This window comes from Actinoplanes sp. NPDC048796 (assembly GCF_040650035.1).
GTDB lineage: Bacteria > Actinomycetota > Actinomycetes > Mycobacteriales > Micromonosporaceae > Actinoplanes.
Genome location: NZ_JBEZGO010000013.1, coordinates 111,709 through 128,468 on the forward strand (window position 1 = coordinate 111,709; position 16,760 = coordinate 128,468).

General features: G+C 71.3%; 17 protein-coding genes. 8 read left to right on the forward strand and 9 right to left on the reverse strand.

Going from position 1 to position 16,760, the window contains the following annotated elements; genetic code table 11:
• Positions 1–95: 95 nt before the first annotated feature.
• Positions 96–659 (forward strand): dephospho-CoA kinase, encoded by a 564-nt coding sequence (locus tag AB0C26_RS37115; RefSeq protein ID WP_360257371.1) that lies wholly within the window; start codon positions 96–98, stop codon positions 657–659.
• Positions 660–684: 25 nt separating this feature from the next.
• Here AB0C26_RS37115 and AB0C26_RS37120 read toward each other — a convergent pair whose 3' ends face one another.
• Positions 685–1,656 carry a DMT family transporter gene (locus AB0C26_RS37120; RefSeq protein ID WP_360257373.1) on the reverse strand — a complete coding sequence of 324 codons (972 nt, stop codon included), beginning with the start codon at positions 1,654–1,656 and terminating at the stop codon, positions 685–687.
• Between the two features lie 79 nt (positions 1,657–1,735).
• Between AB0C26_RS37120 and AB0C26_RS37125 the strand changes: the two genes are divergently transcribed.
• Positions 1,736–2,293 (forward strand): CGNR zinc finger domain-containing protein, encoded by a 558-nt coding sequence (locus AB0C26_RS37125; protein WP_360257375.1) that lies wholly within the window; start codon positions 1,736–1,738, stop codon positions 2,291–2,293.
• A 27-nt stretch (positions 2,294–2,320) separates the two neighbouring features.
• On the opposite strand, the gene AB0C26_RS37130 is transcribed toward AB0C26_RS37125, so the two are convergent.
• Both AB0C26_RS37130 and AB0C26_RS37135 read right to left on the reverse strand, forming a co-directional pair.
• Positions 2,321–3,592: a hypothetical protein gene (locus tag AB0C26_RS37130; protein WP_360257378.1), complete on the reverse strand. Its 1,272-nt coding sequence runs from the start codon at positions 3,590–3,592 to the stop codon at positions 2,321–2,323.
• 96 nt (positions 3,593–3,688) lie between these two features.
• The gene (locus AB0C26_RS37135; RefSeq protein ID WP_360257380.1) at positions 3,689–4,507 is read right to left on the reverse strand and encodes an SDR family NAD(P)-dependent oxidoreductase; all 819 of its coding nucleotides are present in this window, start codon (positions 4,505–4,507) and stop codon (positions 3,689–3,691) included.
• Between the two features lie 102 nt (positions 4,508–4,609).
• Between AB0C26_RS37135 and AB0C26_RS37140 the strand changes: the two genes are divergently transcribed.
• The gene (locus tag AB0C26_RS37140; RefSeq protein ID WP_360257383.1) at positions 4,610–5,215 is read left to right on the forward strand and encodes a TetR/AcrR family transcriptional regulator; all 606 of its coding nucleotides are present in this window, start codon (positions 4,610–4,612) and stop codon (positions 5,213–5,215) included.
• Positions 5,216–5,267: 52 nt separating this feature from the next.
• On the forward strand, positions 5,268–5,609 hold the full coding sequence (locus tag AB0C26_RS37145; protein WP_360257659.1) for an ankyrin repeat domain-containing protein: 342 nt from the start codon (positions 5,268–5,270) through the stop codon (positions 5,607–5,609).
• Positions 5,610–5,612: 3 nt separating this feature from the next.
• On the opposite strand, the gene AB0C26_RS37150 is transcribed toward AB0C26_RS37145, so the two are convergent.
• Genes AB0C26_RS37150 through AB0C26_RS37175 form a run of 6 tightly spaced genes read right to left on the reverse strand, consistent with a single transcriptional unit; the run spans position 5,613 to position 12,695 of the window.
• Entirely contained in the window at positions 5,613–6,731 is a 1,119-nt protein-coding gene (locus AB0C26_RS37150; RefSeq protein ID WP_360257385.1) for an LLM class flavin-dependent oxidoreductase, read from the reverse strand.
• Positions 6,728–7,765 carry an LLM class flavin-dependent oxidoreductase gene (locus AB0C26_RS37155; RefSeq protein ID WP_360257388.1) on the reverse strand — a complete coding sequence of 346 codons (1,038 nt, stop codon included), beginning with the start codon at positions 7,763–7,765 and terminating at the stop codon, positions 6,728–6,730. Before AB0C26_RS37155 ends, AB0C26_RS37150 begins: the two co-directional genes overlap by 4 nt.
• A complete protein-coding gene (locus AB0C26_RS37160; RefSeq protein WP_360257390.1) occupies positions 7,762–9,330 on the reverse strand; it encodes an ABC transporter ATP-binding protein in 1,569 nt (522 codons plus the stop codon). The genes AB0C26_RS37155 and AB0C26_RS37160 overlap by 4 nt, the downstream gene beginning before the upstream one ends.
• Entirely contained in the window at positions 9,327–10,172 is an 846-nt protein-coding gene (locus AB0C26_RS37165; RefSeq protein WP_360257392.1) for an ABC transporter permease, read from the reverse strand. The genes AB0C26_RS37160 and AB0C26_RS37165 overlap by 4 nt, the downstream gene beginning before the upstream one ends.
• A gap of 1 nt (position 10,173) precedes the next feature.
• Positions 10,174–11,082 carry an ABC transporter permease gene (locus AB0C26_RS37170; RefSeq protein WP_360257395.1) on the reverse strand — a complete coding sequence of 303 codons (909 nt, stop codon included), beginning with the start codon at positions 11,080–11,082 and terminating at the stop codon, positions 10,174–10,176.
• Positions 11,079–12,695: an ABC transporter substrate-binding protein gene (locus AB0C26_RS37175; protein ID WP_360257398.1), complete on the reverse strand. Its 1,617-nt coding sequence runs from the start codon at positions 12,693–12,695 to the stop codon at positions 11,079–11,081. Before AB0C26_RS37175 ends, AB0C26_RS37170 begins: the two co-directional genes overlap by 4 nt.
• 61 nt (positions 12,696–12,756) lie before the next feature.
• On the opposite strand from AB0C26_RS37175, the gene AB0C26_RS37180 reads away from it, so the two are divergent.
• The 4 genes from AB0C26_RS37180 to AB0C26_RS37195 all read left to right on the forward strand — a co-directional run bounded on the left by AB0C26_RS37180 (position 12,757) and on the right by AB0C26_RS37195 (position 16,760).
• Positions 12,757–14,097: an MFS transporter gene (locus AB0C26_RS37180; protein WP_360257401.1), complete on the forward strand. Its 1,341-nt coding sequence runs from the start codon at positions 12,757–12,759 to the stop codon at positions 14,095–14,097.
• A gap of 84 nt (positions 14,098–14,181) precedes the next feature.
• Positions 14,182–15,054: an amino acid ABC transporter permease gene (locus AB0C26_RS37185; protein ID WP_360257403.1), complete on the forward strand. Its 873-nt coding sequence runs from the start codon at positions 14,182–14,184 to the stop codon at positions 15,052–15,054.
• Positions 15,051–15,776 carry an amino acid ABC transporter ATP-binding protein gene (locus AB0C26_RS37190; RefSeq protein ID WP_360257405.1) on the forward strand — a complete coding sequence of 242 codons (726 nt, stop codon included), beginning with the start codon at positions 15,051–15,053 and terminating at the stop codon, positions 15,774–15,776. The genes AB0C26_RS37185 and AB0C26_RS37190 overlap by 4 nt, the downstream gene beginning before the upstream one ends.
• A gap of 9 nt (positions 15,777–15,785) precedes the next feature.
• Entirely contained in the window at positions 15,786–16,760 is a 975-nt protein-coding gene (locus AB0C26_RS37195; protein WP_360257407.1) for an ABC transporter substrate-binding protein, read from the forward strand.

Consider the following 16,760-nt stretch of genomic DNA (forward strand, 5'->3'; position numbering starts at 1 on the left):
CGAGCTCCGGTCCGGGAAGGGGCGCGGCCCCGGCCGACGGCAACCCGGTCACTGACGCACCCGGTGGCGGGCCTGCGCGAGGAACGAGTGGCGCTGTGGACCGGCGGGCGGCCCGGGTGGCCGCGGTGGTGGAGTGGGCTCGTGGGCTGGCCGCGCGGGTGAGCGGCACGCGAGTGGTGGCGGTCGAGGGACGGTCCGGCGCGGGCAAGACCGAGCTGGCGCGGGAGCTGGCGGTGGCGTTCGGGGCGCCGCTGATCCGGATGGACGACCTCTATCCCGGGTGGGACGGGCTGCGCGGCGGCGTCACGGCGCTGCACGACTGGGTTCTCCGGCCGCTGGCCGCCGGTGAGCCGGTGCGATGGCTGAGCTGGGACTGGGCCGCGGACCGGTACGCCGACGCGTGGCATGAGGTGCCGCGTACCGGCAGCCTCGTGGTGGAGGGTGTCGGCTGCGGCGCGCGGGTGCTCGCCCCGTACGTCAGTGGCCTGGTCTGGATCGAGGTGCCGGACGCGCTGCGCCGGGAGCGGGCCCTCGCGCGCGACGGCGCCACCTACGAGCCGCACTGGGAGCGCTGGGCGCGCCAGGAGGACGAGTTCTACGGCACCGACGACGTACGCGGGCGGGCCGACCTGATCATCGACGGTAGTGCGGACAGCTAGCCTCCGCTTCGCTTACCCCGACCTCTCAGTCCGCCGCGACGACCGCGGCAGGCGCGAGAGCAACCGAGGGGGCGTCGGCGGGCGAGGCGTCGGCCGGCTGCTCGGACGGGATCGAGGCGATGCCGGCCAGGATCAGGACGCCGCCGAGCAGCTGGAGCGGGCTCAGCGACTCGCCCAGGACCAGCCAGGCGAACAGCGACGCGAAGACCACCTCGAGCAGCCCCACGAACGAGGCCAGCCGGGAGCCCAGCCGGGCCGAGCCGGCGATGCCGGTGGCGTACGCGATGGCCGTGCCCACGATCGCCACCACCAGCAGCGGCAGCCACCAGGGCGCCGTCGAGTTCACCACGGTGACGTCGGTGGTGACCGTCGTGAACGGCACCAGGCCCACCGCCGAGGCCGCGGCCAGGGTGAGACCGCCCAGGATCAGCCCGGACGAGGCGAGCGCGACCGGCGGCAGCCCGTCGTTGGGCCGGGCCGCCACCACGAAGTAGACCGCGCAGCCGATCGCCGCCGCGAAGGCCAGGACCAGCCCCCACACGTCGACGGCCCGCAACGCCCCGGGCCCGATCACCAGCACCAGGCCGCCGATCGCCAGGACCGAGCCGAGCAGGACCATCGGGCGGGGGGTACGCCGGGTGGTCGCCCACGTGAACAGCACCAGCAGCAGCGGCGCCAGATATTCGATCAGCAGCGCCGTCGAGACCGGGATCCGGGAGATCGCCGCGAAGTACGCGAGCTGGGTGAACGCCACCGCGATCACGCCCATGCCGAGCACCCGCCATCGGCCACGCCACAGCGCCGACCAGCGCCCCCGCAGCGAGATGACCAGCAACGGGAGCAGCACCACGCCGCCGGTGAGGGCCCGCACGGTGACCGCCGCCGCTGGTGACCAGCCCGCCTCGAGCAGCGGTTTGATGAACGCGCCGGACGTTCCGAACGAGACCGCTGAGGTCACGGCGATGACCAGACCCACGGACTTGGCCGAGAACTTCATGGCACCCTCACCTAGGTAGCTGTCATGAGCTAAGTTGCTTATGACCCTGACGCTAAGCCCGTACCAGTGAGGAGTCAAATTGCTTTTTGCCCCTGACACGGAGGAGGCCCTGGAGTTCATCGTCGACCTGACCGACACCGATCCGGGCGCCACCCGCAGCGGCGAGGACGAGCTGGCCACGGTGGACCAGCTGGGCGCCCTGCTGGCCCGCTGGCGCTACTCGGGACGCGTCGACCACGACGAGGCCGAGCTGCGTGAGGTGCGCGCGGTCCGCGACGAGCTGCGCCGGGTCTGGTTCCTCGACCGCGACGACATGGTGCCCGCCGTCAACGAGATGCTGCGCAAGGCGAAGGCCCTGCCCTATCTCACCCGCCACGACGGGTCGGACTGGCACATGCACGCCACCGATCCCGGCGCCCCGCTGGCCGAGCGGATGCGCGTCGAGGCCGCGCTCGCCCTCATCGACGTGATCCGGATGAACGAGGTGGGCCGCCTGCGGGTGTGCGGGGCCGACGACTGCACCGGACTGCTGCTCGACCTGTCCCGCAACGGCTCCAAGCGCTTCTGCGGCGTGCGCTGCGGCAACCGGATGAACATGGCCGCGTTCCGCGAGCGGAAGGCGGCCGGAGGCGCGTGACCGGTCCGGGGAAGTGCTGAGGCGGTCTCAGGAGGCGAGCTCCTCGAGGGTGGGACGGCGCTTGATCGTACGGACCATGCCGTCCGACACGCCCAGCACGGCCGCTCCGCCCACCGAGGGCGAGTCCGCGTAGTGGTATCCGCCGGTGCCGGCGATGGCCACGAGGTCGCCCGGCTCGATGTCCTCGGGCAGCTCGGCCGCCGTCCGGGTCTGTCCCAGCGTCTCGACCACCGTCGCCGGGCGCAGGGCCGCCCGCGACTCGCGGCCCACCAGGACCATCGAGTGCCGGCCGGAGCAGGGCGCCGCCCCGCAGCCGGGCACGCCCTCGTCGAGGGACACGGTCAGCCCGCCCAGGTTCGACGACACCGCGGCGACCCGGGTGAGCGTCACGCCCGCCCGCGACATGATGGACCGTCCCGGCGAGACGGTCAGCCGGGGCTCGGAGATCCCGAAGTACTCGGCCGACAGGTGCACCATCGCCCGCGCCCGGGACGCGAACGCGCCGACCGCGAAGCCGTCGTCGCCGCAGCGGTAGCTGGCGGCGTGCCCACCGCCGAGGTTCACCGCCGGCACGGTGACGCCGTAGCGGGACCGCACGACGGTGGCAAAGCCGAGCACCTCGCGCACCGACGACTCGAACGGCTGGAACCGGCTGAGCTGATGCCCGCAGTCGCAGTCCAGCCCGGCCAGGTCCAGATTGCCCGGCGACCGGATCGCCGCGACGGCGGCCAGCGCCGGCCCGGTGCCGCACTTGAGCCCGTACCTGATCCGCCGGCGGCCCATCCGGGCCGGCACGATGCGCAGCCACACCCGCTGCGGCAGCTCGGCCCGGGAGGCGATCAGCGCGACCTCGGCCACGGAACCGGCCACCACGGCGGCGCCGCACGCGTTGGCCGCGTCGAGGTCGGCCAGCGACTTCCCGGCCCCGCCGAGCACGATCTCGGACGCCGGGACGCCCGCGGTCAGCGCGATCCGCACCTCGGCGGCCGACGAGACCCGGCACCCGAGGCCCGAGGAGGCCACCCACTTCGCGGTTTCCAGGGTCAGACCCGCCCTCGCGCTGTACGAGACCGCGCGCTTCCCGAAGGCACGCAGATATTCGGCGCTCCTCTCGCGTACGTCCCGCTCGTCCAGAATGTGCAGCGGCGTGCCGTAGGAACCGGCCAGCTTTCCCGCCCGCACCCCGCCGATCTGAAGGTCACCGTGGCCCACCCACCGGGCGGAGACCGGCCAGACGGAGGGATCGAGCGGCGGGCGGAGCGCGATGCGCAGTGACGGAAGAATGTCGGCGAGCGTCATGTCCCGACCTTGCTCCCGGCATCGCCGGAAAGTCGCGGCCGGATATTCACCGTTGACGCCGGGCGCCCGTTTGTTGACGCCGTGGATACACCGCTCTCAGCCGGGCGCCTGACGGCTGAGGCCCTCCCACCTCCGGTACTCCTCGGCCCGGGCCTCGTCCATCTGCCGGACCACGTCGTACGAGGCGGAGCCGACGATCAGGCGCAGCGGCGGCCGCTCCAGGTCGGCGAGCTTCATGACCACCGGCGCCGCCGTGCTCGGCTCGGGGCCGGCCTCGTCGCCCCACATCTCGGCCAGGCGTGCCCGCAACGATTCGTACTCGGGCCGGGCCTCGGTCGTCGTGGTGCCGCGTGTGAACAGCTCGGTGCCGTACCCGCCCGGCTGCACGATCGTCACCTTGACACCGAAGGGCGCCACCTCCATGGCCAGCGCCTGGCTCAGCGCGTCGAGCGCCGACTTGGCGGCCGCGTAGAACCCGGTCGACGCGAACCCGCCGCCGGTGCCCATCGTGGTGACCTGGAGCAGGTGCCCCGACCCTTGGGCCCGCAGATGCGGCACCACAGCCTGGGCCACCCAGACGGCACCGAAGAAGTTCACGTCGAACTGGGCCCGGATCTGCTCCTCGGTGGCCTCCTCGACCATGCCGAGCAGCATCACGCCGGCGTTGTTGACCACCACGTCGAGCCGGCCGAAGGCGGACACCGCGTCGTCCGCCACGGCCCGTACCGCCGCCCGGTCCGACACGTCCAGCGTCAACCGCACCAGCCTCTCCGCATGCTCCGCGGCCAGGTCGTCGAGCGGCCCGACGTCACGGGCCGCCGCCACCACGCGTTCCCCCGCCGCGAGTGCCGCCTCGGCGTACGCCCGCCCGAGACCTCTCGACGCCCCGGTGATGAACCACACTCGCGCGGTCACGCGTCCTCCTCATGGTGAGACGAGACGGTCCGTCTCGCAAACCGAGCATGGCACAGCTGTCAAGACGGACCGTCTCGTCTCGCTCGTGTTACGCTCCCGGCCGTGACCGGCCCCCGGAAGCCCAACCCCGCCCTGCGCAGCGAACGGTCGCGGCAAGCCATCCTCGGCGCCGCCCGCGACCTGGTCTCCGAGCTCGGCTACGCCAAGGTCTCCGTCGAGGCCATCGCCGCCCGGGCCGGCGTCGGCAAGCAGACCATCTACCGCTGGTGGCCGTCGAAGGGCGCCGTCATCTTCGACGCGTTCCTGGCCCTGAGCGAACAGGGCGAGGTCATCGCCCTGCCCGACACCGGCGATCTCGAGGCCGACCTCAGGACGGTCATGCGCGCCACCGTGGCCGAGTTCGCCGACCCGGCGTTCGCGGCGCCCATCCGGGCCTTCAACCTCGAGATCATCGCCGACCCGGCGCTGACCGCCCAGTACCGCGAGAGGCTGGCGGCACCGGTCGACGAGGCCAAGAAGGAGCGTCTGCGCAGCGCCCAGCGGGCCGGCCAGCTCGCCGCGGACGCCGACCTCGATCTGGTCCTGGAAGTCCTGTACGCCCCGCTCTACCAGCGCTGGCTGCTCGGCACCGGCCCGCTCACCCCGGAATACGCCGACGCGCTGGTGGAGATCACCCTGCGGGCGTTTCCCGGCGGCCGGACGGGGTAGTGCAGGCGCCGTGGCTGAGCTGGACGAAGAGACGATCGCGTACGCCCATCGCATGTTCGACCTGGCCCGCTCCGGGCAGACCGAGGAGCTGGCCGCGAACGTGGCGGCCGGGCTGCCGGCCAACCTGACCAACGGCAAGGGCGACACCCTGCTGATCCTGGCCGCGTACCACAACCACCCGGCGACGGTGCGCGCCCTGCTCGAGCACGGCGCCGACCCCGACCGGGTGAACGATCGGGGTCAGACCGCGCTGGCCGCCGCGGTGTTCCGGCAGAACGCCGAGACGGTGAGCATCCTGCTCGCCGCCGGGGCCGACCCGGAAAGCGGATCGCCCTCGGCGACGGCGACGGCGGACTTCTTCAAGCTGCCCGAGATGGCCGCGTTGCTGCGCTGAGCGTCAGGCCGGCCAGTGCTTGGACAGCAACTCGTACGACCGCACCCGGTCGCGATGGTCGTGGGCCATGGTGGTGATCAGCAGCTCGTCGGCGCCGGTGACCCGGCGCAGCGTCTCCAGTTTCGCCACGACGGTCTCGGGTGAGCCGACGAACTGGGTGTCGACGCGATCCTTGACCAGCTGACGGTCCTGTTCGGTCCACTGGTGGGCGCGCGCCTGCTCGAGCGTCGGCCACGGGATGGCGCCGCCCCGGCGGACACTGCGGACCCAGAGGGCGTACGGCAGGGCCAGCTCGGCCGCGGTGCCGTCGTCGTCGGCCACGAGGACGTCGGCCGAGACCATCACGTGCGGGGCGGACAGGGTCTTCGAGGGCTTGAAGGCGGCCCGGTACGCCGCGACGGCCTCCAGGACCTTGGCCGGCGCGACGTGGTAGTTCGCCGCGAACGGCAGACCGCGGGCGCCGGCGACCCGGGCGCTCTCCCCGCCGCTGCTGCCCAGGATCCAGAGCTGAAGGTCGGCGCCCTCGCCGGGCACCGCCCGCGCCGAGTTCCCCTCGCCGTCGGTGTACGGGCCGGCCCGCAGGGTTTCGATGTCCTCGACCACGGCGTCCAGGTCGAGCGGTTCCGCGCCGGGCTGCTTGAGCAGCTTGAACCACAGCTGCGCCCGGCCCGACTTGAGCAGCACCTGGTGGTCGTAGTGCTTCGGTATGAGCAGGCCGTCGACGATCGTCTCCTCGTCGGCCGGCGGCGGGACCGACGACGTACTGGAGAGATCTGATTTGCGACGTTGGGCCGACCGGCCCAGGCCGAGGTCGAAGCGCCCCGGATGGAGCGCGTCCAGCAGCCCGAACTGCTCCAGCGCGGCGAGCGGCGTCAGGAAGCCGGTCTGCAACGCGCCCGAGCCGAGCCGGATGTGGCCGGTCACCGACGCGATGGCGCCGAGCAGCACGGCCGGCTGGGAGCTGGCCACGCCGGGCGTCAGGTGGTGCTCGGCCACCCAGAAGCGGTGATATCCGAACTCCTCGGCCGAGCGGGCCAGGTCGAGAGTGCGCCGCAGCGCGTCGCGGGCGTCACCGCCGTCGACGAGCGGTGCGAGATCCAGGATGGACAGTGGGACGGTCATGTGTGGCTCCCCGCGAACGGACGGCTGGGAATTTCCTTGCGCAGCACCGGCGCGACCTCCGACTGGAAGAGCTCCAGCGTCGCCCGGTGCTGTTTGCCGGTGAGGCCGTCACCGTCGGCGTGCAGGTGCATGACCTCGTGGCCGAACTCGGCGTGGTACCGCGACACCTTGTCGATGATCTGCTGCGGGCTGCCGACCAGGATCGAGCTGCGCTCGATCGCGTCCTCCAGCGTCGGGAAGACCGGCTCGACGCCGACCTTGCGGAACAGGGCGATCCGGGCGTCGTAGATCGGCCGGTACGTCTCCACGGCCTCCTGCGACGTACGGGCGACGTAGAAGCCGGCCGAGCCGGCACCCACCAGCGCGTCCGCCGGGTCGTGCCCGTAGTGCGCCCACCGCTCCCGGTAGTAGCGGATCAGTTCCGCGTACGGCTCGATCGGGTTGGTGACGTTGGCCGAGAACAGCGGGTCGCCGTACCGCGCGGCCAGGTCGACGCTCTCCCTGCTGGTGGCGCTGCCGTGCCAGACCCGGATCGGCTTCTGCAGCGGGCGCGGCCAGGTCTCGGCCTCGGTCAGCGACGGGCGGAAGCGGCCCTCCCAGGTCACCTTCGGCTCCCGCCAGAGGCGGCGGAACAGCTCGTACGACTCGCGGTTGCGGTCCCACTGGTCCTCGGTGGTGACGTGGAACAGCTTGGCCTGCGCGGCCCCGTTGCCCTTGCCGATGATCAGCTCGATCCGGCCGTCGGAGAGGTTGTCCAGGGTGGCGTAGTCCTCGTAGGCCCGGACCGGGTCGAGCAGGCTGAGCGTGGTGACCGCCGTGAACAGCCGGATCGTGGACGTCCTGGCCGCGATGTGGCTGAGCACGACCGGCGGCGACGAGGAGATGAACGGGCGCTCGTGGCGCTCGCCCACCCCGTAACCGTCGAAACCGAGTTCCTCGGCCAGTACGGCGTTGTCGACCACCTCGCGCAGCCGGGCGTGATCCGAGACCGACGGGTCGGGTTTGGCGATCAGTGTGATGAGAAGGAACTTCATGACGGCGACACCTCCAGGTTCGGCACCGCGTCGAGCAGCGCACGGGTGTACTCGTGCCGCGGGTGGTGGAAAACGTCGCCGATCGGCCCTGATTCGACGACGGCGCCGTCGCGCATGACCAGCACGCGATCGGCCAGGTGGTGCACGACGCCGAGGTCGTGCGAGATGAACAGCAGGGCGGTGCCGTCGGTGGCCCGGATGTCGGCCAGCAGGTCGAGCACCTGCGCCTGCACCGACACGTCGAGCGCGGACACCGGCTCGTCGCAGATGATCAGGCTCGGCCGGGGCGCCAGCGCGCGGGCGATGGCCACCCGTTGCCGCTGCCCGCCGGACAGCTGCCGCGGATAGCGGTCGAGCACGTCGGCGGAGAGCCCGACCCGTTCGAGAAGGGGCGTGGCCGTCTCTCCGGCCGGGAGCGCCTCACCGACGATGCGGCGCACGGTCCAGCGCGGGTCGAAGGCGGAGAGCGGATCCTGCGCGATGAATTGGAGGCGGCGGCGCCGCGAACGACGCCGCCGCTCCTTCACCCCGGTCCATGGCGCGCCCTCGAACGCCACGGTCCCGGACGTGGGTGCCACCAGCCCGAACACAAGCTGAGCGACAGTGGTCTTCCCCGATCCGGACTCCCCCACCAGCCCGACGATCTCCCCCCGCCCGACAGTCAGATCGACCCCATCGACAACCGTGTGCTTCCCGTACGTCTTCTTCAGCCCTTCAGCGCGGATGACGACGCTGTCGGCGGAGACTGGTTCGGGCGAGGAAAGCGTGGGAAGGGCCGGGGCGGCTGAGGACAGGCGGCGACCTCGGGAGGCGGCCGATGGGACGGCCTGGACCAATTGACGGGTGTACGGGTGGGACGGGGCGGCCAGGAGCGCGGACGTCGGGCCCGATTCGACGACTCGGCCGTCCTTCATCACGAGGACGCGGTCGGCCAGGCGGGAGACGACCGCCAGGTCGTGGCTGATCAGCAGCAGGGTCTCGCCGGTGGCCTTGCGTTCGGCCAGCAGGTCGAGGATCTGGGCCTGCACCGTCACGTCGAGGGCGGTCGTCGGCTCGTCGGCGATCAGCAGCGGCGGGCCGGCGGCGATGGCCGAGGCGATCAGGGCGCGCTGGCGCAGGCCGCCCGAGAGCTGGTGCGGATACTGTTCGGCCCGCCGCGCCGGCTCCGGCACGTGAACGGAGGACAGCAGCTCGACCGGGTCGCCCTTGGCCCGGTGGACGCGCAGGGCCTCGCCGATCTCGGCGCCGACCGTGCGCAGCGGGTCCAGTGAGACCAGCGCGTCCTGCAACACCAGGCCGGCGAAGCTGCCCCGGAGCCGCTTCCAGTCGCGCTCCTGGTAACCCCGTACGTCCTGGCCGTTGATGTCGAAGTGGGAGGTGGAGACCGTGGCCCGGGGGCCGGTGAGCCCGACCAGGGTCCGGGCCGTCACCGACTTGCCCGAGCCCGACTCCCCGACCAGCGCCACGCACTCGCCGGCCGTGATGTCGAGGTCGACCCCGCGGACCGCCTCGACCACGGTGCGCCCGAGGGGGAACGTAACGCGCAGATCCCGTACGGAAATCATGCCGTCCTCCCCTCGAACCGGCGCTGAAGGCGCCGGCCCACGACGGTCAGCGAGATGACCAGCAGGGTGACCACCACCCCGGGCAGGATGGAGGTCCACCAGGCGATGCTCAGGTAGCCGCGGCCTTCGGAGAGCATCGCGCCCCACTCGGGTGAGGGCGGTTGCGGTCCCATGCCGAGGAAGCTGAGGCCGGCCGCGGCCAGGATGGCCTCGCCGAGCCCGATCACGGCGAGCACCGGGATCGGGCCGATCACGTTGGGCAGCACGTGCCGCAGCACCAGGCGCAAGCGGGAGTCGCCGAACGCCACCGCCTGTGTGACGTATCCGGCCTGGCGGACCACGAAGGTCTGCGACCGCACCACCCGGGCGTAGTGCGGCAGGGTGGCGATGCCGATGGCGACGATCAGGCCGGCCGTTCCCGGGCCGGCGACCGCGACGAACAGCAGCGCGAGCAGCAGCAGCGGGAACGCCGCGAGGGCGTCGAAGCCGCGGCTGAGCGCCTCGTCGGCGTACTTGTGGGAGAGCCCGGCCAGCAGGCCGAGCAGGACGCCGAGGCCGGCGGCGACCAGGGTGGCCGCGAGGCCGATGGTCAGCGAGTGCCGGGCGCCGTGCACGACCCGGCCGAAGACGTCACGTCCTAATTGGTCGGTGCCGAACCAGTGGGCGGCGCTCGGCGCCTCGAGCACGTGCATCGGGTCGGCGGCCAGCGGATCCCCCGCGAACAGGGACGGGACGAGCGCCGCCAGCAGGGCCAGAAGCAGGAATCCGGAAGCGGCCGCCACACCGAGGCCGCGCGGGCGGCGAAAACGTAGAGACACGGGCCGGTCGAGGGCGATGGTCATGTCAGCTCCTCCGCAGCCGAGGGTCGATGATCAGGTACGCGAGGTCGGCCAGGGTGTTGAGCAGCACGTAGACGAAGGCCGAGAAGACCACCACGGCCAGCACGACCGGCATGTCCTCGCTGGTGACCGCGTTCAGCGTCACCTGGCCCAGCCCGGGCCGGCCGAAGACGGTCTCGATGATCACGGCGCCGCCGAGCAGGATGCCGAACAGCCAGCCGATCAGCGTCACGGTCGGCAGCAGCGCGTGCCGCAGGGCGTGCCGGACGAGCACGGCCCGCTCGGACAGCCCGCGGGCCCGGGCGGTGACCACGAACGGCTCCTCCAGGGCCCGGTCGATGCCGTCGCGCAGCACCTGGGTGAGCACCCCGGCCACCGGCAGGGCCAGCGTGATCGCCGGCAGCACCAGGGCCGCCACGCCCTGGTCGCCGGAGACCGGGAACAGGCCCAGCCGGAACGAGAAGACGCTCAGCAGCACGATCCCGATCAGGAAGGGCGGGGTCGAGACCAGGACCAGCTCGAGGGTGGAGCTGGCCCGGCGGGCCCAGGGCCGGCGGGTGGTGACCGCCAGCACCAGGGCCAGGACGATGCCGAGCAGGCCGGCGCTGAAGGCCAGCGTCAGGGTCGGGGCCAGCTGGCCCCCGATGACCTCCGCGACCGGCCGCTGCAGCAGATAGGAGCGGCCCAGGTCGCCGTGCAGCGCTCGCCAGAGGAAGTCGAGGTACTGCACGACGGCCGGGCGGTCGAGGTGCCACTCCTGGATGATCTGCGACCGGATCAGGGGTGTGTCGGCGCCGTCGCCGATGATGGCGTCGACCGTGTCCCCGGGCGCGGCCAGCAGGGCCAGGTAGGCCGCCGTGGCGGCGGCCCACAGGACCACGAGGCCGGTGCCGACGCGGCGGAGCACCATCATTTGCTCAGCCAGACGTTGTACGCGTTGCCCGGCACCCCGGCGGTCGGCTCGAAGCCGAGGCCGCCGACGTTCTTGGCCGAGGCGATCTGGTCGGCCGGCGCGTAGAGCGGCTGGATCAGCGCGTCCTCGGCGACGACCTTCCGCTGGATTTCCCCGTACGTCTGGGCGCGATCCCCGCCGGCCTCGCCCGCCGCCAGCAGCGAGTCGAGCCGGGGGTCCTTGACGCCGGTGCGGTTGATGGCGCCGTCGGAGCGCAGCAGCAGGTTGAGCGCGGCCCCGGCGTCGGTGTCGGCCCGGGAGTTGTCGAAGACCTCGTACTCGTTGTCCTCGATCGCCTTGGTGGCGGTGCCCTGGTCGACCACCGACACCTTCAGGTCGATGCCGGCGCTCTGCTTGACCGCGGCCTGCACGGCCTGGGCCAGGATGTCGCGGCGGTCGCGGACGAACGGCGCCGACTGCACGAGCCGGGCGGTCAGCCGCTTGCCGTCCTTGGTGCGATATCCGTCGGCGTCCCGCGTGGCCCACCCAGCCGCGTCGAGCTCGGAGTTCGCCTTCGCCGCGTTGTTGCCATAGGAACCCTCGAGCTCGGCCGAGTAGAGCGGGCTGGTCGGCGAGATGACGCTCCAGGCGCGGGTGGCCGTGCCCCGGTAGACGCCCTGCAGGACGGTGCCGACGTCGAGCGCGTCACGGAACGCCCGCCGGACCCGGACGTCGTCGAACGGCGCGTGCGAGGTGTTGAAGTAGTACGAGTAGGCCGAGCCCGAGTTGAGTCCCTTGCTCAGGGTCAGCTGCGGGTTGGCGGTGATCTGCGCCTGGTCGGTCGCGGGCACGCCCTCGATCACCTGAACCTGGCCCGAGGTCAGCGCGCCCACCCGCACCGACGACTCCTTGAGGAAGCGGTAGGTCACTTCGTCGAGGTACGCCGGGCCGGTGTGGCCCGCGTTGGCCGGCGCCCAGTTGTAGTCGGGGTTCTTGACGTAGTGCAGCTCCTGGCCGGGCGTGTACTTGTCGAGAATGAACGGCCCGGTGCCCGCCAGCTCCGGGCCGCCCGCCTTGAGGTTCTTGGCCTCCTTGAGCGACTTGGGCGAGACGATCGCGCCCTGCGGCGAGGAGAGGAAGTCCAGGATCAGCACGTCCGGCTGCTTGAGGTTGTACTTGATGGTGGCCGGGTCGACGACCTCGACGCTCTTGAGGTTCTTGAGCTGTACGGCGGCGACGGCCGGCGCGTAGCCGTCGGCCAGCAGCTGGTCCACGTTGGCCTTGACCGCGGCCGCGTCGAACTTGGTGCCGTCGCTGAAGGTGACGCCGGTGCGTAGCTTGACGGTGTAGGTCTTGCCGTCGGGCGAGGCCTCGTACCCGGTGGCGAGCCAGGGCACGTATCCACCCTTGTCGTCGTGGGTGAGCAGGGCCTCGAAGTTGTTCCAGACGAGCAGGCGCGCCTTGGCCTGCGCGTACTGATGCGGGTTCAGGGTGATCGGCTCGGTCTCCACGGCCCAGTTCAGGGAGCCGCCGGAGACCGGAGCACCGGCGTCGGTGGCGGTGCCGCCGCTGGAGGAGCAGCCCGCCAGCAGCGCGAGAGACGCAGCCGCGGCGAGCCAGGAACGGTGACGCATCGATACCTCCATCGGAACGGACTCTCTTTTTCCTATAGGCTCTATGGGATATAAGCAAGGGGTGACAGCCCTTTCTCACAAAGTCGCCCCCGCTCCGGCGATGGCCCTCTGCCTCGCCGCGGCGTTCACCACGCTGCTCGATCAGTCCAGCCTCAACACCGCCGTGCCCGCCCTGCGCGACTCCCTCGACGCCGGATCGGGCTCGGTGCAATGGATCATCGCGGGCTACTCGCTCACCTTCGGCCTGGCTCTCGTGCCGGCCGGCCGGATCGGCGACGCGCACGGCCGCAAGTGGCTGTTCGTCGGCGGGATCACGCTGTTCTGCCTGGCCGCGATCGTCGCCGGCACCGCACAGGAGGCGTGGGTGGTCGCGGTCGCGCGGCTGCTGCAGGGCGTCGGCGCCGGCACGGTCAACCCGCAGGTCCTCGGCATCTTCCAGGAGATGTTCACCGGCCGCGAGCGGACTCGGGCGCTCGGCGCGTACGCCCTGGTCGGCGGCATCGCCGGGGTGATCGGCCCACTGGTCGGCGGCGTACTGATCGACACCGTCGGCTGGCGTTACGTCCTGCTCCTGAACGTGCCGTTCGGCTTGATCACCATCCCGTTGGCCATCCGCTACTTTCCGCGGACCGCCGGATCGCATCGGACAAGCCTGGATCCGATGGGGCTCGCGCTGCTCGGGGCGGCAACGCTGAGCGTGCTGCTGCCCTTCACCGTTCCCGGCACCGGCTGGCTGCTGGCGACGACGCCCGCCCTCATCGCCCTCCTGATCATCTGGGAGCGGCGCTACCGTGGCACCCCGATCCTGCTGCCCGCGCTGATCCGCGAGCGCGGCTTCCGCAACGGCACGCTGATCGCGATGTTCCAGTTCGGCTCGTCGCTCGCGGCCTCGCTGGCCATCACGCTCTACCTGCAGGAGGGCCTGGGCTGGTCGCCGCTGCACGCGGCGCTGACCGTACTGCCGAGCGCCCTGGGCTTCGCGGCGTTCTCGGCCGTCGGCTGGCGGATCCTGGGCCGCTACGGCCGGCGCAGTGTCCAATGGGCACTGGTCGTCGCACTTGTCACAGTCGTCGCCACCGCGCTCATAGTGCAGTTCACCCCGGAGACCCACCTCGGGCTCGCGCTCGCGGCCACCCAACTCGTCAACGGCGCCGCCGGCGGCGTGATCATCTCCCCTAACCAGGCCCTGACGCTCGCCTACGCACCGATCGGCGCGGCCGGGCTGGCGGCCGCGTTGTTGCAGCAAGCCCAGCGTGTCGCGGCCACCATCGGGACGGCCGCGGTGACCGGCGTGGTGCTCGCGTCGCTCGGCCGCGACTCCCTCACGTACGGCCTGGCGATCTGCGCCGGAATGCTGGCCGCTGCCGTCCTTGTGACGTCCCGGCCGTTGACGACTTCGTAAAACATATAGAGCCGATAGGACTTGAAGGCAATGCCGATTCACACCTAGCGTTCTGTGGCAACAGCCCGACTCGGAGGGACGCCCGTGAGTCTCCTGTCCTCGGCTCGCGCGCCGGTGCAGTCACCGCGAAGCGACGAGCTCACCATCGTTCCCGCCCGCCATCCGTGGCGCTGGGTCGCCGCGGCCGCCGTGCTCGTGCTGGTCGCCCAGTTCGTGCACGGCCTGGCCACCAACCCCGGCTGGGACTGGAGCACCTTCGCCGGCTACTTCTTCGAAGAGTCGGTGATGCGGGCGCTGCTGATCACCCTGGAGCTCACCCTCGCCGGTGCGGTCCTCGGCTTCGCCGGCGGCATCCTGCTCGCCCCGATGCGGCTGTCGAAGAACCCGGTGCTCACGTCGGTCAGCTGGACCTTCATCTGGGTCTTCCGCTCGGTGCCGCTGATCGTGCAGCTGCTGTTCTGGGCCAACCTCGGCTACCTGTACGACAAGCTGCAGCTCGGCATCCCGTTCGGGCCCGGCTTCGTGCAGTTCGAGACCTCCAGCCTGGTCAGCGCGTTCGGTGCGGCCCTGCTCGGCCTGGCTCTGCACGAGGCCGCGTACGCCGCCGAGATCGTCCGGGCCGGCATCCTCTCGGTCGACCAGCGCCAGATGGAGGCGGCCGCCGCCCTCGGCATCCCGCGGCTGCGGCAGTTCCGCCGGATCGTGCTGCCGCAGGCCATGCGGGCGATCCTGCCGAACGCCGCCAACGAGCTGGTCAACCTGCTCAAGAGCACGTCGGTGGTCTACGTGCTGGCCATCGGCGAGCTGTTCTACCAGGTGCAGGTCATCTACGGCCGCAACGGGCGGGTCGTGCCGCTGCTGCTGGTCGCGACCGTCTGGTACGTGATCCTCACCGCGGTCCTGTCGATCCTTCAGCACTACACCGAGCGGCACTTCGGCAAGGGGTACCGGCGATGATCGAGATTCGGGGCGTCCACAAGTCCTTCGGGTCGCTGGAAGTGTTGCGCGACATCAGCCTCAGCCTTCCGGCCGGCAGCGTCACGGTGATTCTCGGCCCCTCCGGCTCCGGCAAGTCCACCCTGCTGCGCTGCGTCAATCACCTCGAAAAAGTCAACCGGGGCACGGTACGGGTCGACGGTGAGCTCATCGGCTATCGCCAGGACGGCGACAAGCTGCACGAGCTGCCGGAACGGCTCGTCCTCAAGCAGCGGGCCAACATCGGCTTCGTCTTCCAGACGTTCAACCTGTTCCCGCACATGACGGCCCGGCAGAACGTCGACGAGGCCCGCGGCCCCCGGGATTCCCGGGAACTGCTCGAGCGTGTCGGCCTCGCCGACAAGGCGGACTCCTATCCCCGGCAGTTGTCCGGCGGACAGCAGCAGCGGGTCGCGATCGCGCGTGCCCTCGCGCTCGACCCGAAGCTGGTGCTCTTCGACGAGCCGACGTCGGCGCTCGACCCCGAGCTGGTCGGCGAGGTGCTCGACGTCATGCGGGACCTGGCCGAGGCCGGAACAACGATGGTCGTGGTGACCCACGAGATCGGCTTCGCCCGCGAGGTCGCCGACACCGTCGTCTTCCTGGACGGCGGCCGGATCGTCGAGCAGGGGCCGCCGACCGAGGTTCTGGACAACCCCCGGCACGAACGTACCCGCGCCTTCCTTTCCAAAGTTCTCGTTTAGGAGCACCCCATGCGCCGCAGAACCCTGTTCGCCACCGTCGCGCTCGTCGCCGGGCTCGCCGGTTGCTCGGCCCCGGACGAGGCCCCCACGGCCGCCGCCCGGGTCGAAGGGGCCGCCACGACCACCAAGCTCAACCTCACGCCCGACCAGCAGCGGATCATCCCGGCCAAGGTCGACGCGGCCGCCGCGCTGGTGCCCGAGAAGATCCGGGCGAACGGCAAGCTGGTCATCGGCGTCGGCGCGGCCGGCTCCGGCTTCCCGCCGCTGGCCTTCACCGCCGACGACAACAAGACGCTGATCGGCAGCGAGCCGGACGTCGCGGTGGCCATCGCCGGCGTCCTCGGCCTCGAGCCCGACCTGCGGAACACGTCGTGGGAGAACCTGTTCATCGGTTTGGACAGCGGCAAGTTCGACCTCGGCGCCTCCAACATCACGGTCACCGAGGAGCGCAAGCAGAAGTACGACTTCGTCACCTACCGCAAGGACGAGCTGGCCTTCGAGGCGAAGAAGGGCTCCGGCCTGAAGGTTGCCGGCCCGGCCGACGTGGCCGGCAAGAAGGTGGCGGTCGGCTCCGGCACGAACCAAGAGAAGATTTTGGTCGAGTGGAGCGAGGAGAACGTCAAGGCCGGCCGGCCCAAGGTCGACATCAAGTACTACCAGACCAACCAGGCGACCTACCTGGCCCTCGGCTCGGGCGCGATCGACCTGTACCTCGGGCCGAACCCGACCTCGGCCTACCACGTGTCGACGGCGGGTGAGACCGAGATCGCCGGTACGTACTCGGGCGCCGGCGCGTCGCTGCAGGGCCTGATCGCGCTGACCACCAAGAAGGACAACGGCCTGGTCAAGGCGTACCAGGCCGCTCTCGACGAACTGATCAGGTCGGGTGACTACAAGAAGATCCTCGACCGCTGGAACCTGGCCGACGAGGCCGTGGACGCCGGCGAGATCAACCCGCCCGGCCTCCCGATCGAAGGTAAGTGA